The 20,085-nt window shown below is 64.9% G+C and carries 18 protein-coding genes and 1 tRNA gene; 12 read left to right on the top strand and 7 right to left on the bottom strand.

The annotated features are described in order from the left end of the window. Positions 1–130: 130 nt before the first annotated feature. The 8 genes from pheT (at position 131) to LFL96_RS13240 (ending at position 8,032) form a co-directional block, all read left to right on the top strand. Complete coding sequence (gene pheT, locus LFL96_RS13275) at positions 131–2,566, top strand: phenylalanine--tRNA ligase subunit beta (protein WP_280995692.1); 2,436 nt, start codon at positions 131–133, stop codon at positions 2,564–2,566. Between the two features lie 69 nt (positions 2,567–2,635). Beyond that, a complete protein-coding gene (locus LFL96_RS13270) occupies positions 2,636–3,046 on the top strand; it encodes an integration host factor subunit alpha (protein ID WP_280995691.1) in 411 nt (136 codons plus the stop codon). Between the two features lie 43 nt (positions 3,047–3,089). Next, positions 3,090–3,521, top strand: coding sequence for a MerR family transcriptional regulator (locus LFL96_RS13265; RefSeq protein ID WP_280995690.1), 432 nt, complete (start codon positions 3,090–3,092; stop codon positions 3,519–3,521). A gap of 63 nt (positions 3,522–3,584) precedes the next feature. After that, a tRNA-Pro gene (locus LFL96_RS13260) sits at positions 3,585–3,661 on the top strand. Between the two features lie 259 nt (positions 3,662–3,920). Further along, complete coding sequence (locus tag LFL96_RS13255; RefSeq protein WP_280995689.1) at positions 3,921–4,541, top strand: thioredoxin fold domain-containing protein; 621 nt, start codon at positions 3,921–3,923, stop codon at positions 4,539–4,541. Positions 4,542–4,753: 212 nt separating this feature from the next. Then, complete coding sequence (locus tag LFL96_RS13250; protein ID WP_280995688.1) at positions 4,754–5,200, top strand: hypothetical protein; 447 nt, start codon at positions 4,754–4,756, stop codon at positions 5,198–5,200. Positions 5,201–5,371: 171 nt separating this feature from the next. After that, entirely contained in the window at positions 5,372–6,235 is an 864-nt protein-coding gene (locus LFL96_RS13245) for an alpha/beta fold hydrolase (RefSeq protein ID WP_280995687.1), read from the top strand. A gap of 243 nt (positions 6,236–6,478) precedes the next feature. Then, positions 6,479–8,032 (top strand): methyl-accepting chemotaxis protein, encoded by a 1,554-nt coding sequence (locus tag LFL96_RS13240; RefSeq protein WP_281000739.1) that lies wholly within the window; start codon positions 6,479–6,481, stop codon positions 8,030–8,032. Positions 8,033–8,088: 56 nt separating this feature from the next. Here the strand turns inward: LFL96_RS13240 and LFL96_RS13235 are convergent, their stop codons facing one another. Genes LFL96_RS13235 through LFL96_RS13225 form a run of 3 tightly spaced genes read right to left on the bottom strand, consistent with a single transcriptional unit; the run spans position 8,089 to position 12,684 of the window. Then, entirely contained in the window at positions 8,089–9,291 is a 1,203-nt protein-coding gene (locus LFL96_RS13235) for an acyl-CoA dehydrogenase (RefSeq protein WP_280995686.1), read from the bottom strand. A gap of 12 nt (positions 9,292–9,303) precedes the next feature. Next, positions 9,304–10,512 (bottom strand): acyl-CoA dehydrogenase family protein, encoded by a 1,209-nt coding sequence (locus tag LFL96_RS13230; RefSeq protein WP_280995685.1) that lies wholly within the window; start codon positions 10,510–10,512, stop codon positions 9,304–9,306. 51 nt (positions 10,513–10,563) lie between these two features. Further along, positions 10,564–12,684 (bottom strand): 3-hydroxyacyl-CoA dehydrogenase NAD-binding domain-containing protein, encoded by a 2,121-nt coding sequence (locus LFL96_RS13225; RefSeq protein ID WP_280995684.1) that lies wholly within the window; start codon positions 12,682–12,684, stop codon positions 10,564–10,566. 267 nt (positions 12,685–12,951) lie between these two features. Between LFL96_RS13225 and LFL96_RS13220 the strand changes: the two genes are divergently transcribed. Both LFL96_RS13220 and LFL96_RS13215 read left to right on the top strand, forming a co-directional pair. Continuing rightward, positions 12,952–13,860, top strand: a complete 909-nt coding sequence (locus LFL96_RS13220) for a LysR family transcriptional regulator (RefSeq protein ID WP_280995683.1) — start codon at positions 12,952–12,954, stop codon at positions 13,858–13,860. A 238-nt stretch (positions 13,861–14,098) separates the two neighbouring features. Beyond that, complete coding sequence (locus tag LFL96_RS13215) at positions 14,099–14,284, top strand: hypothetical protein (protein ID WP_280995682.1); 186 nt, start codon at positions 14,099–14,101, stop codon at positions 14,282–14,284. A 39-nt stretch (positions 14,285–14,323) separates the two neighbouring features. Here LFL96_RS13215 and LFL96_RS13210 read toward each other — a convergent pair whose 3' ends face one another. Further along, positions 14,324–14,683, bottom strand: a complete 360-nt coding sequence (locus LFL96_RS13210) for an RcnB family protein (RefSeq protein WP_280995681.1) — start codon at positions 14,681–14,683, stop codon at positions 14,324–14,326. A gap of 212 nt (positions 14,684–14,895) precedes the next feature. Continuing rightward, on the bottom strand, positions 14,896–15,765 hold the full coding sequence (locus LFL96_RS13205) for an oxidoreductase (RefSeq protein ID WP_280995680.1): 870 nt from the start codon (positions 15,763–15,765) through the stop codon (positions 14,896–14,898). A gap of 121 nt (positions 15,766–15,886) precedes the next feature. Between LFL96_RS13205 and LFL96_RS13200 the strand changes: the two genes are divergently transcribed. After that, positions 15,887–16,846, top strand: coding sequence for a LysR family transcriptional regulator (locus tag LFL96_RS13200; protein WP_280995679.1), 960 nt, complete (start codon positions 15,887–15,889; stop codon positions 16,844–16,846). Positions 16,847–16,933: 87 nt separating this feature from the next. Here the strand turns inward: LFL96_RS13200 and LFL96_RS13195 are convergent, their stop codons facing one another. Further along, positions 16,934–18,511, bottom strand: a complete 1,578-nt coding sequence (locus tag LFL96_RS13195; RefSeq protein WP_280995678.1) for a tetratricopeptide repeat protein — start codon at positions 18,509–18,511, stop codon at positions 16,934–16,936. 141 nt (positions 18,512–18,652) lie between these two features. Here LFL96_RS13195 and LFL96_RS13190 point away from each other — a divergent pair, with 141 nt between their 5' ends. After that, positions 18,653–19,075, top strand: coding sequence for a hypothetical protein (locus LFL96_RS13190; protein WP_280995677.1), 423 nt, complete (start codon positions 18,653–18,655; stop codon positions 19,073–19,075). 13 nt (positions 19,076–19,088) lie between these two features. Here the strand turns inward: LFL96_RS13190 and LFL96_RS13185 are convergent, their stop codons facing one another. Beyond that, positions 19,089–19,991 carry a LysR family transcriptional regulator gene (locus tag LFL96_RS13185; protein WP_280995676.1) on the bottom strand — a complete coding sequence of 301 codons (903 nt, stop codon included), beginning with the start codon at positions 19,989–19,991 and terminating at the stop codon, positions 19,089–19,091. Positions 19,992–20,085: the final 94 nt, after the last annotated feature.

Genomic DNA, 20,085 nt, shown 5'->3' with positions numbered 1-20,085 from the left:
TGCCGCCCGCAGCGTCCCCGGCAGTGCCCAGAGCAGCGCCTTCGGGCGGCAAGCGAAAGCAACCGAAGGCAGCATCTCGAGTCCGCACCGCCGGACGCGGACCTAACCTGATCAGAACGTACACAGAACCATGCAATTTCCGGAATCCTGGCTGAGAACCTTTGTCGATCCGCAACTGACGACCGACGAACTGTCGCACGCGCTGACCATGGCGGGTCTCGAAGTGGAAGACCTGCGGCCGGCCGCGCCGCCGACTTCGAAGATCGTCGTCGGCCAGGTGCTGGAAGTCGTCAAGCACCCGGACGCTGACAAGCTCAACGTGTGTCAGGTCGACGCCGGCACCGGCGCGACGCTGAACATCGTGTGCGGCGCGCCGAACGTGGCGCCGGGCATCAAGGTGCCGGTCGCGCTGGTCGGCGCGCAACTGCCGCCGGCCGAAGAGGGCGGCGCGCCGTTCGCGATCAAGCTGTCCAAGCTGCGCGGCGTCGAAAGCCAGGGCATGCTGTGCTCGGCGCGCGAGCTGAAGCTGTCGGAAGACCATAGCGGCCTGATGATCCTGCCGGAGGCCACGCCGATCGGTCAGGACATCCGCGAAACGCTCAATCTCGATGACACGGTTTTCGAAATCAAGCTGACGCCGAACAAGGCGGACTGCCTGTCGGTCTTCGGCGTGGCGCGCGAAACCTCGGCGATCACGGGTGCACCGCTGCGTCCGCTCGAAATCAAGCCAGCCGAGGTCAAGCTCAATGAAACGCTGCCGGTCAAGATTTCGGCGCCGGATCTGTGCGGCCGTTTCTCGGGCCGCGTGATTCGCGGCGTGAATGCGCGCGCGAAGTCGCCGCAATGGATGGTCGAGCGTCTCGAGCGCTCGGGTCAGCGCAGCATTTCCGCGCTGGTCGATATCTCGAACTACGTGATGCTTGAGCTGGGCCGTCCTTCGCACGTGTTCGATCTGGACAGGATCCACGGTGGCATGGACGTGCGCTGGGGCCGCAAGGGCGAAACGCTCAAGCTGCTGAACGGCAACACGGTCGAGCTCGATGAAAGCGTCGGCGTGATCGCGGACGAGCAACACATCGAGAGTCTCGCGGGCATCATGGGCGGCGACAGCACGGCTGTCACGCTCGACACCACGAACATCTATCTGGAAGCCGCGTTCTGGTGGCCGGACAGCATCCGCGGCCGCTCGCGCAAGTACAACTTCTCGACTGACGCGGGTCATCGCTTCGAGCGCGGTGTCGATTACGCGACCACGGTCGAGCATATCGAACGCATCACGCAACTGATCCTCGACATCTGCGGCGGCGCGGCCGGCCCGGTCGACGATCAGATCGTCAACGTGCCGAAGCGCGAGCCGGTGACCATGCGTGTGTCGCGTGCGAACCGCATCATCGGCATCAAGATCGACGCGGACGAGATCGCGCAGATTTTCACGCGCCTCGGTCTGACGTTCGAGCGCGGCGAGGACACCTTCTCGGTGATGCCGCCGTCGTATCGCTTCGACATCGAGATCGAAGAGGACCTGATCGAGGAAGTCGCGCGTATTTACGGCTTCGAGAAGATTCCGGCGCGTCCGCCGGTCGCACGCAGCGAAATGCGCGCGACCAACGAGACCCAGCGTTCGATCCACGTGGTGCGCCACGCGCTCGCCGCGCGCGACTACGCGGAAACGGTCAACTTCAGTTTCGTCGACGCCGAATGGGAGCAGGATTTCGCCGGCAACGACAAGCCCGTGCGTCTGCTGAATCCGATCGCAAGCCAGTTGTCGGTAATGCGCACGACGCTGTTCGGCAGCCTGATCCACGTGCTGCGCACGAACCTGAACCGTCGCGCCGCGGATCGCGTGCGCGTGTTCGAAGCGGGGCGCGTGTTCCTGCACGATCCGTCGATCAAGGCGGGCGAACTGACGGTCGAAGGTTTCGCGCAGCCGAAGATGATCGGCGCGCTCGCCTACGGCCCGGCGCTGGACGAACAATGGGGCGCGACGACGCGCACGGTCGACTACTTCGACGTGAAGGGCGATCTGGAGGCATTGCTGGCGCCAGCGGTGGCGCGTTTCGTGAAAGCGGAACATCCGGCATTGCATCCGGGACGTAGCGCGCGTATCGAAGTTAATGGCCGCGCCGTGGGTTGGATTGGCGAATTGCATCCGCGCTGGATGCAAAAATATGATTTGCCGCATGCGCCGATTCTGTTTGAAATCGAAGCGGAAGCATTAATGCAGCGTGTATTGCCGACTCCCGCGGAAGTATCTAAATTCCCGCCGGTGCGTCGCGATATTGCCGTGGTCGTCGATCAGAAAATCGAGGTCCAGGCGCTGCTGGACGAGCTGCGCGCGGCGCAGTCCGAGGCCGCTTGCAAGAGCGTCCAGCGGGTTGCGCTTTTCGACGAATTCCGTCCAAAATCAAACACTTCCGGCGGCCTGGCAGCGCACGAGAAAAGCCTTGCGTTCCGTGTGACCTTGCAAGATACTGGCGGAACCCTTCAGGATGAGACGGTCGATCTGGCCATTCAAACTCTGGTGGAACGTCTGGCTCGAGTATATGGCGCACGCTTGCGCGGATAACCCGCATCAAACAATTGCACGGCTGTTTCCGCTTCCTTTGTTTTTTGCCTGGCGCGCCATTTGATAGATATGAATGAAATGAACTCGAGTGATTTCGAAGCCCTTCTTACGGCGCAACGCAGCGCCATGATTCGCGAAATTCCGACATCACCCGCCGTCGTTTCCACTGAAACGCCGACGCTCACCAAAGCTGAACTTGCCGAGTTGCTGTTCGACAATGTCGGACTCAACAAGCGGGAAGCGAAAGATATGGTCGAAGCGTTCTTCGAGGTGATCCGCGATGCGCTGGAGAGTGGCGACAGCGTGAAGCTGTCGGGCTTCGGCAACTTCCAGTTGCGCGACAAACCGCAGCGTCCCGGCCGCAATCCGAAAACCGGCGAGGCGATTCCCATCGCCGCGCGCCGTGTTGTGACGTTCCATGCAAGTCAAAAGCTGAAAGCGCTGGTTGAGAACGGCGCCGAAGCGAGCTTCGCGCGCTGAGCGACTGGCGCGCGCCTGCGCAACCCATCACGGCTAACCGACGATGACAGCGACGATCGAAAAAGTCGTCTTGCCTCCGATTCCGGCGAAGCGCTACTTCACGATTGGTGAGGTCAGCGAACTATGCGGCGTGAAGCCGCATGTGTTGCGTTACTGGGAGCAGGAGTTCACGCAGTTGCGGCCGGTCAAGCGACGCGGCAATCGTCGGTACTATCAGCATCACGAGGTGCTGTTGATCCGGCGGATTCGTGAGCTGTTGTACGAGCAGGGTTTCACGATCAACGGCGCGCGCAATCGGCTCGACTCGCATGGCGGTGGGGCGCATGGCGCGTCGTCGGGCGAGATGCAGGACGAAGGCGAGGGCGTTGCCGCAGAGTCGGCGCAGGCATCGGCGGCGGCTGCCGCTTCGCCTTCGGTCGACGTCGATCAGTTGCGCAAGGCGCTGCTGGGCGTGATCGATCTGTTGAAGCACTAGACCACTTTCTTGGCGCGGGGCGGTTCTAATCGAATGAAGTTTCTGTTATAGTTTCGTGCTGTTCGGGGCGTAGCGCAGCCTGGTAGCGTACCTGCATGGGGTGCAGGTGGTCGGAGGTTCAAATCCTCTCGCCCCGACCAAAGATCAAAGCCGCAACATCGAAAGATGTTGCGGCTTTTTCGTTTCTCGCATCAGAACGCGATCGCGTTCGCACTCCCTTTCATGCGGGCACAACGAAAATCGCCGAGGCGATCTTCGCAGCGTCGCAAGCATCGTGAGCTTCCTGGTCAACCCGCTGCAAGCCGGCCTCCACTTCGCTACTATCATTCGCGTAGCAGGCTTCGTCCTGCGATGAACATACGAAGCCGACCTCTTATCTCGTAGCGAACAGGAGTGAACATGTTGAAAGCTGTAAGACTTGTTGTTGCCGCAATCGGCGCCGCGGGGATGTTCTCGGGTATCGCCGCGGCGGCGGACGCACCCGCTGTCACTTACCTGCCAGCTTCGGCTGCCGCGACCTTCGAGAACGCGCCGGCGATCGTCGAAGGCGCTTCGGGCAAAAACGTCAAATCGACGATCTACGTCTTCATGGACCCGAACTGCATCTTCTGCCACTACGCATGGAAAGCACTCCAGCCGTACGAGGCCGCGGGCTTGCAGGTGCATTGGATTCCGATGGGCTTCCTGAAGCCGGATTCGCCAGGCAAGGCCGCTGCGCTGCTCGAGGCACAGAATGCGCCGGCCTTGATGCGCGAACTCGAGACCAAATTTTCCGAGAAGGACGAATCCGGCGGCATCAAGCCGTTAGACAAGGTGTCGTTTGCAACGCAAACGAAGCTGAACGGCAACGCGAAGATGTTCAAGGACTTCGGCTTCGACGGCACACCGACGATCATTTACCAGACGAGCGGCGGCCGATGGGCAGACGTCAGCGGCCTGCCGCATTTGAGCGCATTGCCGGCCCTTCTGAATCTGCCGGAGCAGGCGATTACGGACCCGTCCCTGCAGCGGTTTCGCTAACCGTGACCGGAGTAGCGGCGTAGCGGAGTACATGCAGTACTCGGGTCACGCGACGGCGGTCATCGCAGTTTCGGTCCGTGACCTGAGAGCACGCAAGTTCACTTTGTGAACAACGTGCTTATTAGTTGCCATGCTAATTATATCGTGCTCCAATCCATCCGATCGTGCGCATCGCACAGCACAGCACAGCATCGCCTTTCGGAGCAACTACCTTGACCGCCATCCCCGCTAATTTCGGCCAGCACCACGGCACGCCAGAAGACCGCGAAGCAATCGAACGGCTGTTGACGAGCTACACCCAGAGCGTCACGTCCAACGACAAACCACGCTTCGAGTCCCTGCTTCTCCACCCGGACATTCCATTTTCATCGACTCGCGTCCTGCCCAAGCCGGACGAGGCGAACAAGTCCGTCGAAACGCGAAACTACGCGAGCTTCAAGGCGGTGATCTTCGACAGCGGCGAGCAATTCGAGCAGCAGTTCCACAACATCGCCATCGAGCAGATGGGCGATCTGGCGCAAGTCTCACTGGACTATGCAACCAAGGATGTGGCCACCGGCCACGTCGGTTACGGCTGGAAGGTGCTGCATCTGCTACGCGTCAGAGGCGAATGGAAAATCGCCAGCGAGTTCTACACCGCTTATCCGACATCCGAGTAAACGTAGTCCGCCGAATTTTTTCCTTCATACGGCGGTCGCCGATACGTGCTTTAATCCTTCGCGATTTCGCGCGGCAAGTTTTCCTCCGCGCGATCGCATCAGGCGCATCAACCGCATCAAGCGCATCGTCCGCATCCGCTCCAACTTTCACCACCCGCACCTATCCACTCCATGGCAACTGTCTCGCTCCGCACGCCCAACGACATCGCGCTCACCGTCCATCGTCCCGACGTTCAGGATCAAAATGTCCCGGCGATCATCCTCTGCCACGGTTTCTGCGGCATCCAGGAAGTCCTGCTCCCGCGCTTCGCGGATGCCTTCGTTGCCGCCGGTTACGCCGCGATCACCTTCGACTATCGCGGTTTCGGCGCCAGCGGCGGCGAGAAGGGACGTCTCGTGCCGGCCATGCAGATCGAGGATATCCATACCGTCATCGACTTCGTGAAGGGCTTGCCGCAAATCGACACGGCGCGTATCGCGTTGTGGGGCACATCGCTGGGCGGCGCGCATGTACTCGCGGCGGCGGCCAGCGATCCGTCGATCAAGGCCGTGGTCAGCCAGCTCAGTTTTGCCGATGGCCAGCAGGTCGTCACGGGTCACATGAGCGAAGAGGAACAGCAGGCGTTCGCTGCAACGCTGGATCGTATGCACGAAAAGAAAGTGAACACCGGCAAGGAAATGTTCGTGTCGATCACGAAGGTGTTGGCGGACGAACAATCGAAGGCGTTCGTCGAGGAGAACCGTCAGCGTTATCCCGCGATGGACATCAAGATTCCTTTCCTCACCGTGCGCGAGATGCTGCACTACAAACCGAAGCAACACGCCGCGCGCGTCACGTGCCCCACGCTGGTGATCGTTGCAGGTGCCGATGGCGTGAATCCGCCGGAGCAGGGCATCGCGCTCTTCGAGTCGGTTGCCGCAACCACGAAGCAACTGCACGTCGAAGATGGCGCCGGTCACTACGACATGTATGACGGCTCGCACTTCGACAGCAGCATTGCGCGGCAACTCGACTGGTTCCACCAGCACGTCTAACGCATCGAAAAAGTACGCGCACACGCACGCACCACGACGGAGCACGCCACCACGACGCCACGATTTTTCCAACGGTTCGTTCAAGATTCGACCGGGATACCCGTAAACGTATAGGTATCTTCACCAATTCCATATATTGGCTGAGGCTGCACGAGGGCGACGCACCGGACCGGCACTCAGGTCCGGTATCCGGCGCCTCGATCGCAACGAACCGGACAATTTATCGTGACGTATTTCAGGAACATGAAAGTGGCGACGCAGCTCGTTTCAGGCTTCGCGGTCGTCATCGTTTTGCTGATTGGTTTAGGCGTGTTTTCGCTGCGCGAGGTCAGCGCGGAAAACGACCACGTAGCGGTACTGCGTGACAAATGGTCGGCGAGCGTCAGCAGCAGCCTGCGGATGCAGGACGCGCTGAACCAGATCCGTCTGGCCGAATTCCGGATGGCCTCCACCAGCAAGCTCGACGAAGTGCAAGGCGTCGAATCGCGGATGCAGCCGCGCATCGACGCTTACCGTCGTGCGAGCGCCGACTTCGAAAAGCTGATCTCCACCCCGCAAGAAAAGGCCGCGTTCGACGACCTGCAACCGCTCGTCGCGCAATACCTGGATCTGGATCTGCAGGTGCGCGCGCAAGCGAAGAGCGGCAACGCGCAGCAGGCCATGAGCATCCTGACCGGTCAGGCCGGCAAGGTGCGCGACGCGCTCGCGAAGGGCATCGACGCGATGGTCAAGAGCAGCGAACAGGGCGCGGCCTCGGAAGGCGCGATCGCCAACGACGCCTATCACTCGGCGATCGTGCTGACGATCGCGTCGATCGTCGTGGCGGCGTTGATTGCACTCGGCGTCGCGCTGATCATCGCGCGCGGCGTGGTCAGGCAACTCGGCGGCGAACCGCGTGAAGCGGCGGCGATGGCCAGCGCGATCGCCGGGGGCAATCTGCGCATCGCCGTGCCGCTGCGAGCCGGCGACACCAGCAGCCTGATGCATTCGCTCGTCGCGATGAAGGAGCAGTTGACCGGCATCGTGCGCGGCATCAAGCAGTCGAGCGAATCGATCTCGCTGGCGGCTGCCGAAATCGCGCAAGGCAATACCGATCTGTCGCAGCGCACCGAGGAGCAGGCGGCGTCGCTGCAGCAGACCGCGTCGAGCATGGAGCAGTTGACGAGCGTGGTGCGGCAGAACGCCGACAACGCCCGCCAGGCGAGTCAACTGGCCGGCACGGGATCGAGCGTCGCGCAGCGTGGCGGCGAGGAGATCAACCGGGTGGTGACGACCATGCAGGACATCGCCGAGAGTTCGGCGCGGGTCGCGGAAATCATCAGCGTGATCGAGGGCATCGCGTTTCAGACCAACATCCTCGCGCTCAACGCGGCCGTCGAGGCGGCGCGCGCGGGCGAGGAAGGGCGCGGTTTCGCGGTCGTCGCGGGCGAGGTGCGCACGCTCGCGCAGCGCAGCGCGAGCGCCGCGAAGGAAATCAAGGAACTGATCACGGAGTCGGTGACGCGCATCGACAACGGCTCGAAGCTGGTCGAAAGCGCGGGCCGCACGATGGACGAAATCGTCGCGTCGGCGGGACGCACGACCGGCATCATGAACGCGATCGCCGCCGCGTCCGAAGAGCAGAGCACCGGCATCGGCCAGGTCAACAAGGCCGTCACGCAGATGGACGAAGTGACGCAGCAGAACGCGGCACTCGTCGAGCAGGCATCGGCAGCGGCCCAGGCGCTTGCCGAACAGGCGCGCGAGTTGCGCGTCGCGGTCTCGGTGTTCAACGTCGAGGCGGCATTCGGCGCTTGAACTCAGACGGGGCAGACGGGGCCGGCAATGCCGGCTCCGGCGCGTTGAACGACGCGCTAAACCGCCGGTTCCTTCCCCAACGCGATGAATCGTTCGAGATGGTGATCCTCATCGCCCAACTGATGATCGATCATCACCAGACGCTTGGCGTAATGCGCGAGCGGCAGCTCCCACGTCATGCCGATGCCGCCGTGCAGTTGAATGCACTCCTCGGCGACGAGCGTGCCGATCCGTCCGATGCTGTACTTGGCCGCCGATAACGCCCGTTCGCGCGTGGTGCGCGGCGCGCCGAGCGCGGCCGCCGCGTTGATCACCGCCGAGCGCGCCTGTTCGATTTCCAGCAGCAGATCCGCCATCCGGTGCTGCAACGCCTGGAAGCTGCCGATCGGCACGCCGAACTGCTTGCGCGTGCGCAGGTAGTCGAGGGTGTGATCTTTCGCGACGTCCATCGCGCCGAGCGCTTCGGCGCACAGCGCGAGCACGCCGCAGCCGATCGCGTATTCGAGCGTCGCGAAGCCTTCGCCCGCCGTGCCGACCAGCGCGCCGGCGTCGAGCGCGACGTGCTCGAACGTCACCTCGGCGGCGCGGCCGCCGTCGATCTTGCGATAGCCGCGCACGGTCACGCCGGCCGCATCGCGCGGGACGAGAAAGAGGCTGATGCCGTCGGGCGCGTCGTCGTCGCCGTGCGTGCGCGCCGACACCAGGAACAGCGCGGCCTGTTCGCCATGCTGAACGACGGCTTTCGCGCCGTTCAATCGCCACGCGGCGTTGTCGTTACCGACACGCGAACCCGCGTCCGCGCCGGCGTAGGCGCCTGCATCCGCCGCTTGACCTTCACGCTGCGCCCGCGCCGTCACTTGCGCCAACTCGTAGTGCCCGTCCGGCTCCCCATGCGCGAGCGCGACGATCCGCGATCCGTCGATCAAGCCTTCGAGCAACGCCTGCTGCGCTCCATCGCCGCCACGCGCCAGCGCCTGGCCGACGATCAGCGTATCGAGAAACGGCTCGACCACGAGTCCGCGGCCGAGGCATTCGAACACCACGGCGATGTCGAAACCCTCGCCGCCAAAACCGCCTTGCGCCTCGTCGAACAATGCGCCGATCACGCCAAGCCCGGCAAAGCGCTGCCACAGGTCGCCGCTGAAACCTTGCGCCGAGCGCGCGATGCGGTCGCGCGTCTCGAAGCCGTATTGCTCGCTGACGAAGCGGTTCAGCGTATCCGCCAGCATGCGGCGGTCTTCGGTGTGCTGGAAGTTCATCGGGTGTGCCCCTTACAGTCCGAGGATCATTTTGGAAATGATGTTCTTCTGGATCTCGTTCGAGCCGCCGAAGATCGACAGCTTGCGATTGTTGAAGTACTGCGCGGCGGCGCTCGCGGCGTCGGCGGGGCCGACTGGCGCGCCGGTGGAGCCGTCGTGCAGCGCTTCCTCGACGAACGGCTGCGCATACGGTCCCATCGCGCGGCGCGTGAGCGAGAGAATCTCCTGACGGATCTCGGTGCCGCGAATCTTCAGCATCGAGCTTTCCGCGCCGGGCACGCCGCCGCCCGCGACCGCCGCGATCACGCGCAGGTTGGTGGTCTTCATGTTCTCCAGATCGATCTCGACCCGCGCCATGCGGGCCGCGAACGACGGATCGTCGGCGAGCGGCCGGCCGTTGCGGCGCTGCGTGGCGGCGATCTTGCGCAGCCGCTCGAAGGCCGCCACCGAAAAGCCGACGCCCGCGATATTGGTGCGCTCGTAGGTGAGCAGATACTTGGCGTAGGTCCAGCCCTTGTTCTCTTCGCCGACGAGGTTCTCGACCGGCACGCGCACATCGCTGAAAAACACTTCGTTGACTTCGTGCTCGCCGTCGAGCGTGATGATGGGGCGCACGTCGACGCCCGGCGTATTCATGTCGATCAGCAGAAAGCTGATGCCTTCCTGCTTGCGCACGTCGGTCGCGGTGCGCACGAGGCAGAAGATCATGTTCGCGAAGTGGCCGAGCGTGGTCCACGTTTTCTGACCGTTGACGAGGTAGTACTCGCCTTGCGCGTCGCGCTGGCGTACCGCGCGGGTGTTGACGGCCGCGAGATCCGAGCCCGCGCCCGGTTCCGAATAGCCCTGGCACCACCAGTCCGAGCCGTCGAGAATGCGCGGCAGCCAATGGCGCTTCTGCTCCTCGCTGCCGTATTTGATCAGCACCGGCCCGAGCATATTGACGCCGAACGGCACGATACGCGGCGCGCCCGCCAGCGCGCATTCGTTTTCGAAGATGAATTTCTGGACCGGCGTCCAGCCCGGGCCGCCGTATGCCTGCGGCCAATGATTGGCGAGCCAGCCGCGTTCGTTGAGGATCGCGTGCCACTGCGCCATGTCGTCGCGCGTCAGCCGTAGACCGCCGCGCACCTTGCCGGCGATGCGCGACGGGAGCCGGTCGCGCAGAAATGCCAGCACGTCGGCGCGGAAGGCTTCTTCTTCGGGCGTGAAATTCAGGTCCATGGCGGAGGGTTCCGTAAAGAGTGAGGAGGGCGGCGCGCGGGTGCGGGGTCGTCAGGCCGGCTGGTTCAGGCTCGCGAAATCCGCGCCGCGCTCCACCAGTTCGACGAGCAACGGCGACGCGCGCCAGAACAGCGGGTCTTCCTTCGCGAACTCGCGGATGTCGGCGAGTATCTTCGGCAGGCCCACCGTGTCCGCGTACTTCATCGGACCGCCGCGATAGCGCGGGAAGCCGTAGCCGTACAGGAAGGTCACGTCGACATCCAGCGGCCGCAGCGCGATGCCTTCGTGCACGACGTTCGCGCCTTCGTTGATCATCGCGGCCATGTAGCGGCGCAGGATCTCGTCGTCGCTGAACGTGCGCGGCGTGATGCCGGCGCGTTGCCGTTCGGCGTCGATGATCGCTGCGACTTCCGGGTCCGGCGCGCCGCTGCGCGAGCCTTCCGGGTATAGATAGAAACCGCGGCCGGTCTTCTGGCCGAACCAGCCGCGCTCGCACAGGCGATCGGCGATCTGCACGTAGCGAGCCGCCGGATCGCGGGTCGCCGCGCGGCGCTTGCGCGCGGCCCAGCCGATGTCGCCGCCCGCCAGATCCACCACCTGAAACGGTCCCATCGGAAAACCGAACGCGCGCACGGCGGCGTCGATCTGATACGGCGACGCGCCGTCCTCCATCATCGCATCGGCGGCGGCGCGATACACCGCGAGCACGCGGTTGCCGATAAAGCCGTCGCACACGCCCGCGCGCACCGGCGTCTTGCGCAGCTTCTTCGCGAGGTCGAACGCGGTGGCGACCACGTCGGCGCTGACCTGCTTCGGCACCACCACTTCGAGCAGCTTCATGATGTTGGCCGGCGAGAAGAAGTGCAGGCCGATCACGTCGGCGGGGCGCGAGGTGCTCGACGCAATCGCGTCGATGTCCAGATACGACGTGTTGGTCGCGAGCACGGCGCCGCGCTTGCAGACGCGATCGAGTTCGGCGAACACGGCCTTTTTCACGGCGAGGTCTTCGAACACGGCTTCGATCACGAGATCGGCATTCGCGAGCGCGTCGTACGAGGTGCTGCCGCTCCAGCGCGCCATCACGGCGGCTTTTTTCTCCGCGCTCATGCGGCCTTTCGCGATCAGACCGTCGTAGACCTTGTCGATGTGCGCGCGGCCGCGTGCGAGCGATGCGTCGTCGCGTTCGATCATCGTCACCGGCAGGCCTGCGTCGAGCACCGCGACCGCGATGCCCGCGCCCATCGTGCCGCCACCGATCACGCCAATGGTCTCGAACGCGCGGGGTTGCGCGCTGCGCGTTTCGGGCGCCTTGAGCACTTCGCGCTCGGCGAAGAACGCGTGAATCAGCCCCGCGCGCTGCGGGCTGTCGAGGCATTCGAGGAACAGTGTGCGTTCGACTCGCAGACCGTCGTCGAACGGCAGTTCGATCGCGGCTTCGACCGCGTCGACGATCTTCAGCGGCGAGAATAGTCCGCGGGCTTTCTTCGCGGTGTCCGTGCGCGCGGCGGCGACGGCGGCAAGGTTCGTGGCGCGGTCGGCGAGCGCGTTGGCGTCGCGCGTGCGGCGTACCGGCGCGTGCGCGGCGAGCAACGCCTGCGCGTAGGCGAGACCTTCGGCGAGCACGTCGTCGCTCGCGCCGACGCGATCGACCAGACCCAGCTCCAGCGCTTCGCGCGCGCTTGCATGACGGCCGCTGAGGATCAGATCGAGCGCGGCAGCCGCGCCGATCAGACGCGGCGTGCGCTGCGTGCCGCCCGCGCCGGGCAGCAGGCCGAGCTGCACTTCGGGCAGGCCAAGCTTCGCGCCGTCGAGCGCGATCCGGTAGTGCGCGGCGAGCGCCACCTCCAGTCCACCACCGAGCGCGGCGCCGTGCAGCGCGGCGATCACCGGCTTGCCGCACGCTTCGATGCGGTTGCACACGTCCGGCAGCGACGGCGGCACCGGCGGCTTGCCGAACTCGCGGATATCCGCGCCGGCGATGAAGTTGCGCCCGGCGCCGACGATCAGCACGGCTTCGACGGCCGGATCGGCTTCGGCGGCATCGATGGCGGCGGCGAGGCCGCGCCGCACGTCGGCGGAGAGCGCGTTGACCGGCGCGTGGTCGATGGTCACCAGCAGGACGGTGCCGCGCAAGGCGTGCGTGACGACATCGGCTGAGGGAGTGAGGGTCATGGTTATCGTCTCCGAGGCTGGGTGTTCTGGAATTTGGGCAGGCTGCGCGCCGGTGTGCACGGCTGAATGGGCTACAACGTGCTTAAGCGCGCTTCAACGCGCTTCAACGCGCTTCAACGCGCTTCAACGCGCAAGGCGCGCAAGGCGCGCGCACACCGGCCGCCGCGATCCTGAAGATTGTGCGGCGGTCAAGGTTCATTGACAATCCCATGGCCGGTTGACAGACTGTCAAAATTGTTTTGACAAAGGCCGTCTTGGGGAGACAACGTGGACGTCAATTCGCTGACCTTGCTGGTGGACATTCTCGACGCGGGCAACCTGAGCGAGGCCGCGCGCCGCCTGAAAATGAGCCGCGCGAACGTCAGCTACCACCTGAACCAGCTGGAGCGGTCGATCGGTCTGCAACTGGTGAGGCGCACCACGCGCCGGGTCGAGCCGACCGAGATCGGCCTGCAACTGGTCGAACACGGCCGCGCGATCCAGAACGCGCTGCTGGCCGCGCGCGAATCGGTCGCCACGCTCGGCCAGAGTCTGCAGGGGCGCGTGCGGCTGAGCGTGCCGAGCGGTTACGGGCAACTCGTGATGTCGGAGTGGCTGATCGCGTTCAAGCGTCTGTATCCGGGCATCGTGCTGGACGTGATGTTCGAGAACCGCGTCGAGGACCTGATGCGCGACGAAATCGACATCGCCGTGCGCGTGATGTCCGAGCCGCCGCAAAACCTGGTGGCGCGCGACATGGGGCCGGTGCGCTACGTCGCCTGCGCTTCGCCCGCGTTCGCGGCGAGCCATGGCATGCCGGTCGCGCTCGACGAGCTGCGCACCGCGCCGCTGATCACTTCGGCGGTGGTCGGGCGGCAACTGCGCGTGGCGGCCTATTGGCGCGACGAACGGCACGAGGTGCTGCTCGAACCGACGCTGATCTCCGAGAACTTTCTGTTTCTGCGCGACGCGATACTCGCGGGGCTGGGCGTCGGGCTCGTGCCCGATTACGTGGTGCAGGACGATCTGGCGCGCGGCGCGGTCGTGACCGCGCTCGACGAATGGCGGCTGAGCATTTTCGGCACGCATATGTACATGCTGTACATGCCGAACCGGCACCATACGCGCGCGGCGTCGACCTTCATCGACTTCGTGTTGGAGCAGGCGCAAGGCAGCGGCAGAGGGGCGGGCGCGTGACGGGTGGCTGGGCGTGATGTGCCGCGCGAGCGCTCGCTGGATGCAGGAAGAAGCTGCAATATCCGCGAGGCGTGAGGCGCGAGGCGTGAGGCGTGAGGCGCACCGCATCGGGTTAGCCGCGAATTGTTTTTGCCGGCCGGGTGGGTATGCTGGAACGAGGGGCCGTCGGCATCGAACGTGAATGCGCGATGCCGACGCGACGCTTGTATCCACCATCCATCGGACGCGGAGACTGCGGATGAAATGGCTGATCCGGTTTCTGGCCGTGCTGGCGACGCTCGCGGCGATCACGCTGTTGATGTGGCGTCTGCCGGGCGAAGACGCGATTCGCGTCGCCGGTTATGCGGGCACCGCGGCCTTCGCGGTGCTGGTGAACGGCGTGCTGCGCTGGCGCGCGAGCCGCGCGCATCAGCGCAACAGGTAGCGTGGCCGTGCCGGACGGCGGGCCCCGCCGGCGTACCGGTCAGTGACCGGACAGCAGGACGTCCGCGATCACACCGCTCGCGACGGCGGCCAGCACATAGTCGCCGTTCACACCGACCCACTGATAGCCGCGCGGCGGCGCATGCAGTCCATGCTCGCGCCAGTCGTCGACCACGTAGTTGTGGTCGCGATATTCGGTGGGCAGCCGCTCGCCCTTGTGCCAGTCGCTATGAGGAATCGGACCGCCGGGGCGGCTGGCGTCGGCCTCGTGCGGCGCGCCGTGTCCGCGCGCGCCGTGCGGCGGACCGCCATGGTGATCGTCGTTATGGGGTTGTGCGAAAGCGGCCACCGAAGTGCCGAGAAGAGCGGCGACAACAAGCGGTGCGATGACTGGTTTCATGGCTACGCCTCGAAGAGAGTGTCACGAACTATCCGTTGTTCGACGTGGCCGGGGCAGGGTCGCCCAAAGGCCGACGCCGGCCAATAATCGCACAAATGAAGCGGCCGTGCCCCGGGTGAGGGCACGGCCGCTGCATATCGGCGACGTGGCTTGCGTGAAGCGCGTCGCTTATTTTGCTTGGGTTGCCGAGGCCGCCAGACAGCCCCTTCCGCTCACGCCGCGAAATCCGTCGATGCCGACAGGCGCCGCCACGCCGCCATTTCCTGCGCGACATACGCGTTTTTCGCTTCGATCGCGGCGAGCGTGTCGGTGCCGAGCGGCAGGCGCAGCGGCGGCGCGTCGGCGGCCACCAGCTCGATCATCGCGGCGGCCAGTTTTTGCGGATCGCCCGGCTGGTTGTGGTTCATTTGCGTTGCACGGCGGCGCACCGCGCCCGAGGTTGCGTCGTAATCGTCGATCACGTGCGGCGCCGTGACCAGCGACGAGGCATCGAGAAAATCGGTGCGGAAATAGCCTGGTTCGACGACCGTCGCGTGGATGCCGAGCGGCTTCAGTTCGGCGTGCAGCGATTCGGTGATGCCCTCGACCGCGAACTTCGTCGACGAATACGCGCCGAAACCGGCCGCGGCCCGGTAGCCGCCGATCGACGAGATATTGATCACGTGTCCCGCGCGTTGCGCGCGCATGACGGGCAGCACCGCGCGCGTGACGTTCAGCAGGCCGAACACGTTGGTGTCGTACATGCGGCGCACGTCCGCGTCGGTGGACTCCTCGATCGCGCCCAGCAGGCCGAAGCCCGCGTTGTTGACCAGCACGTCGATGCGGCCGAATTTTTCCATCGCGGCGTGGACCGCTGCCTTGGCCTCGCCTTCGTCGGTGACGTCGAGCGCGACCGGCAGCAACGTGGCCGACGTATCCCGACCGGCACCCAGCCGCTCGACGATCGCCGCGACATTGCGTCCGGCGGCCACCACCGCATTGCCATCCGCGAGCGCGGCTCCGGCGATCAGCGCGCCGATGCCGCGCGATGCGCCGGTAATGAACCAGACTTTCTTGAATCCACCGCGTGGGGTGTCGGCCATGATGTCGCTCCTGCGTGTCGTCGGTTGAAGTGAGGCCATGGTAGGGGCGCGGACTGACACGAACTAGCCGTCAATTGCTAGACTCATAATCAATTTTTATTTGCGAATCGGGAGGGCGGCGATGAACGAAGTCCGGGCGATCACCACCTTCGTGCGTGCCGCCACGCTGGGCAGTCTGCGGCGCGCGGCCGTCGATCAGGGCATCTCGCCGCAGGCCGCGAGCCACGCGGTGATGCAACTCGAAAAGGAACTGGGCGTGCGGCTGTTTCATCGCACCACCCGCAAGCTGAGTCTGACCGAGGAGGGCCAGCGCCTGTTCGACAGCGTGCAGCCCGCGCTGGCGATCCTCGCGTCCGCGCTCGGCGACGCGCGTCGGTCCAAGGAAGAAGTGGATGGCCTGCTGCGCGTGAGCGCGCCGCGCGCGTTCGGCATGCCGGTGCTGTGGCCGCACTTCGAGGCGTTCCAGCGGCTGTATCCGCACGTGCGGCTCGAAGTCCAGTTCGACGACCATTTCACCGATCTCGTGACCGAGCGCGCCGACGTCGGCTTTCGTGGCGGGCCGCCGCCGGCGGCCGGGTCGATCGCGCGCCGGCTGTTGCCGATCCAGCTGATCGTGTGCGCGTCGCCCGGCTATATCGAGCGGCATGGCGCGCCGCGCACCATCGACGACCTGGCGCGGCATCGCTGCACCGGTTATCGGCGCGCGAATACGGGCAAGCTCGCGCAATGGCAGTTCGGCATCGGCGACGAGATCGTGTATCGCGACGTGCCGCCCGCCGTCTGCGTGAACGACACGGAGCTGGAAACGCAGGCGGTGTTGTCGGGGCTCGGCATCGGGCAGCTCGGCAGTTTCAATGCGGCGCCGCATATTCGTGGCGGGCGGCTCGTACCGTTGTTGACGCAACATGTCACCGTGTACGGCGCGATGTATATCTACTACGCGCATCGAACCGAACAGCCGCTGCGGGTGCGTACGTTCATCGATTTCATGGTCGAGCGGCTCGCGGATAACCGCGAGTATTTTCTCGACGAAACGGAGTTGGGCGGCGTGCGCGCGCCGCAGCGGAAGACGCGCAAATAAACCAGAGGCGGCATGCGTATAGGGCGATGAAGTGAACTCCGCGTCGAACGGTGTCGCAGCGTTCACCGTAGAGACTCGACCCGTTCGCTATGTCTTTAACGCATCGACCGCGTCGCGCAGCGCGCCGACAACCGTCGACCAGTCGTGCTGCTTCGTCTGCCGGAACAGCCGCGCCTGCGCATACCACGGGCTGTCGTGCCGGTCGAGTTGCCAGCGCCAGTCGGGCATGAACGGCAGCGCGATCCACACCGGCTTGCCGAGCGCGCCCGCCAGATGCGCGACGGCCGTGTCGACGGTGATCACGAGATCGAGTCGCGCGATCAGCGCGGCAGTGTCGGCAAACGACGTGAGCCGGCCGCCGACGTCGCGCAGCACGCCGCGTCGATCGAGTTCCGCGAGGCGTGCATGGTCCCGTTCGCGGATATCCGGCTGCAGCGAGAAGAACTGCGCGTTCGCATCGAGCAGCGGCGCGAGTTCGTCGAGCGACATCGAACGCTGGCGGTCGTTCAGATGCGTGCGGCTGCCCGACCACACGATGCCGATCGCCGGCCGCCTGGTGTGATCCGCGAACAGCTCGTCCCATTGCGGCAACCGCGCGGGGTCGGCGTGAATGTAGGGCGCGGCCACACCGAGATCGTCCGCGCGAAGCTTCAGCGCGGCGGGCAGGCTGAGCATCGGAATATGAAAGTCGAAAGCGGGCGTTTCCGCGGTTTCGCCGATCACGTCCGCGACGCCGGGCGTGCCGCGCAGCAGCGGCACGAGCGCGTCCTGCACGCGCAATACGACGCGTGCGCCGGCCGCGTCGAGTCTGCGGACGAAGCGCAGAAACTGCAGCGTGTCGCCGAATCCCTGTTCATGGTGCACAAACACGGTCTTGCCGCCGATCGGCTGGCTGCCGGTCCATTGCGTGTTCTGCGCGAAGCCGTGGTTCTGCGTGCCGTCACGCCAGCGCCATTCGTATTCGCGCCAGCCATGCTCGAATTCGCCGAGCAGCAGATTCGTCTGCGCGCGATTGGTGCGGGCGCCGGCGTCGTTCGGATCGAGCGAGAGCGCTTTCTTGAACTGCTGCAAGGCCTCGTCGAAGCGCCGCAGATCGCGCAGCGCGACGCCGAGATTCACGTACGCGTTCACGAAGCGCGGGTTGATCGCGATCGCGCGCCGGTAGGCGTCGAGTTCGTCGTCATGGCGGCGCATCGTGCCGAGCAGGGTGCCGAGGTTGTACTGCGCCTCGGCGGATTGCGGCTGGAGCCGGCACAGCCGCGTCATGTGTTCCAGCGCCGCCTCCAGTTCGCCCAACTGGATCAGCGACATCGCGAGGCCGTGCAGCGAACCGACGTGGTTGGGCTCACGGGCGATACAGCGTTCGAGCAGCGTGCGCGCGTCGTCGTGCCGCTGCGCGAGCCGGCAGACATCGGCGGCGAGATTCAACTGTTCGACGGACATCGGCATGTGCTCCGCCGCCTTCAGCAAATGCGTGGCCGCACGCGCCGGGTCGCCCTGTTTCGCGGCGATATAGCCGAGACCTTCATGCGCCTCGCCATGATCGGGAAAGTTCGCCACGATCTCGCGCAGCAAACGCGCGGCGTCGTCGAATTGTCCGGCCGCGAAATGCTGTTGCGCCGTGGCGAGGGTTCGTTCGATGGCGGGATCGATGTCGTGATTCATGGCGAAAGAAGGCGACGCGAAAGACGGTCTGGCGGCGGATTTAAAGCGGGCCATTGTACGGGAACGGGGCGGCGCCACGACCTCGTCGTCCACCTGCCATTACAATCCAGTACTTCGATCCTGACCGGCCTGAACCGCGCGATGAAATCTCTTTCTGCCTCGACCCGTAGTCTCGCTCTCACCGCGTTCGTCGCGCTCGCCGCGACCTTCAGCGGCGCCGCGCTGGCGCAAGCCTCGTCCGCCGGCGGCACACCGAAACTGCAATGCGCGATCGGCTATGTGACCGGCGTCGGCGGCGCGGCGCTGAGCTTTCACGAGTATCTGGCGACGCCCGAGCGCGATCGCTACCGCTATATCGCCGACAACCCGATCAACTGCAAGGTCTCCGACGAAGGCCGCGCATCCGGCTGCACCGGTGTGACCAATCTGCGCAACGAGGAAGTCAGCGTGTATGACGATGTCGACGATACGACGATGGCGGTGGTCGCGCGCGTCGAGCTCGATCACGGCACGTATCCGGTGATTATCCAGGTGCGCCGGCAGGACGTGCGCTGCGAGCGCTGAAAGCGGCGGCGCACTACAACGGCTGCACGCGCCCGCGCAGTTCCTCGCCGAGAAAATCGATAAACGTCCGGAGCCTGGCCGACAGACTGTGCCGCTCCAGATAAACCGCGTGGATGTCCGCGTTCGGCAGCGCCCATTCATTCAACACCGGCACGAGCTCGCCCTGCCGCACGTGAGTGCCGACCTCCCACCCCGAACGCATGGCGATGCCGCGCCCCTCCAGCGCCCATTGCGTGACGATGCTGCCGTCGTTGCTGCTCAACGGCCCATCCACCTTGACGGTCTCCGACTTCTTGCCGCGCGAGAAATGCCACGTGCCGTACGCCGATTCGTTCTCGCGGATCACGAGGCACGGGTGGCGCGCGAGATCGTGCGGCGTTTGCGGCGCGCCGTGCCGCTTCAGATAAGCGGGCGACGCGCACACCAGCCGCCGGTTCTTCAACAGCAGACGCGCGTTGATGCGCGCATCCGGCACGTCGCCGAAACGGATGCCGAGGTCGAAGCCTTCTTCCTGCAGGCTCATCGGCCGGTCCGTCAGATGCAGCTGGACCTTCATCGACGGAAAGCGCTCGCTGAAGCGTGAAATGGCCGGCGCGATCTGCGCACGCCCGAATCCGAACGACGCATTCACCCGCAGCAGACCGGCCGGCTCGGCGCGGCTTTGCGTGACCAGATGTTCGAGCTCGGCGAGATCGTCGAGGATGCGCGAGCCGTTCGCCAGATAGATCTCGCCCTCCGCCGTCAGACTCACGCGCCGCGTGGTGCGGTTCACGAGCCGCACGCCGAGACGCTGTTCGAGTTGCGCGAGACGTTTGCTGATGGACGGCGGCGTCACGCCGAGTTCGCGCGCGGCAGCCGCCAGATTGCGATGGCGCGCGACCAGCGCGAACAGATTCAGGTCGGAGAAACTGTCCATCGATTCGTTCCTAAAAGTTAATTCCGGATTGCCTCAATAGAAACCATATCGCTGCAGGCATCAATTAGACTTCATTCACTCACTGGAGGCAACG

The organism is Paraburkholderia sp. D15, assembly GCF_029910215.1.
Taxonomy (GTDB): domain Bacteria; phylum Pseudomonadota; class Gammaproteobacteria; order Burkholderiales; family Burkholderiaceae; genus Paraburkholderia.
The sequence above is the reverse complement of the archived record's forward strand: the minus strand, read 5'-3'. Positions and strand labels throughout refer to the sequence as shown.

Bases quoted from the DNA above. Each gene is read 5' to 3' on its own strand.
- pheT (WP_280995692.1), top strand. From the start codon at position 131: ATGCAATTTCCGGAATCCTGGCTGAGAACCTTTGTCGATCCGCAACTG.
- LFL96_RS13270 (WP_280995691.1), top strand. From the start codon at position 2,636: ATGAATGAAATGAACTCGAGTGATTTCGAAGCCCTTCTTACGGCGCAA.
- LFL96_RS13265 (WP_280995690.1), top strand. From the start codon at position 3,090: ATGACAGCGACGATCGAAAAAGTCGTCTTGCCTCCGATTCCGGCGAAG.
- LFL96_RS13255 (WP_280995689.1), top strand. From the start codon at position 3,921: ATGTTGAAAGCTGTAAGACTTGTTGTTGCCGCAATCGGCGCCGCGGGG.
- LFL96_RS13245 (WP_280995687.1), top strand. From the start codon at position 5,372: ATGGCAACTGTCTCGCTCCGCACGCCCAACGACATCGCGCTCACCGTC.
- LFL96_RS13240 (WP_281000739.1), top strand. From the start codon at position 6,479: ATGAAAGTGGCGACGCAGCTCGTTTCAGGCTTCGCGGTCGTCATCGTT.
- LFL96_RS13235 (WP_280995686.1), bottom strand. From the start codon at position 9,291: ATGAACTTCCAGCACACCGAAGACCGCCGCATGCTGGCGGATACGCTG.
- LFL96_RS13230 (WP_280995685.1), bottom strand. From the start codon at position 10,512: ATGGACCTGAATTTCACGCCCGAAGAAGAAGCCTTCCGCGCCGACGTG.
- LFL96_RS13225 (WP_280995684.1), bottom strand. From the start codon at position 12,684: ATGACCCTCACTCCCTCAGCCGATGTCGTCACGCACGCCTTGCGCGGC.
- LFL96_RS13215 (WP_280995682.1), top strand. From the start codon at position 14,099: ATGAAATGGCTGATCCGGTTTCTGGCCGTGCTGGCGACGCTCGCGGCG.
- LFL96_RS13210 (WP_280995681.1), bottom strand. From the start codon at position 14,683: ATGAAACCAGTCATCGCACCGCTTGTTGTCGCCGCTCTTCTCGGCACT.
- LFL96_RS13205 (WP_280995680.1), bottom strand. From the start codon at position 15,765: ATGGCCGACACCCCACGCGGTGGATTCAAGAAAGTCTGGTTCATTACC.
- LFL96_RS13200 (WP_280995679.1), top strand. From the start codon at position 15,887: ATGAACGAAGTCCGGGCGATCACCACCTTCGTGCGTGCCGCCACGCTG.
- LFL96_RS13195 (WP_280995678.1), bottom strand. From the start codon at position 18,511: ATGAATCACGACATCGATCCCGCCATCGAACGAACCCTCGCCACGGCG.
- LFL96_RS13190 (WP_280995677.1), top strand. From the start codon at position 18,653: ATGAAATCTCTTTCTGCCTCGACCCGTAGTCTCGCTCTCACCGCGTTC.
- LFL96_RS13185 (WP_280995676.1), bottom strand. From the start codon at position 19,991: ATGGACAGTTTCTCCGACCTGAATCTGTTCGCGCTGGTCGCGCGCCAT.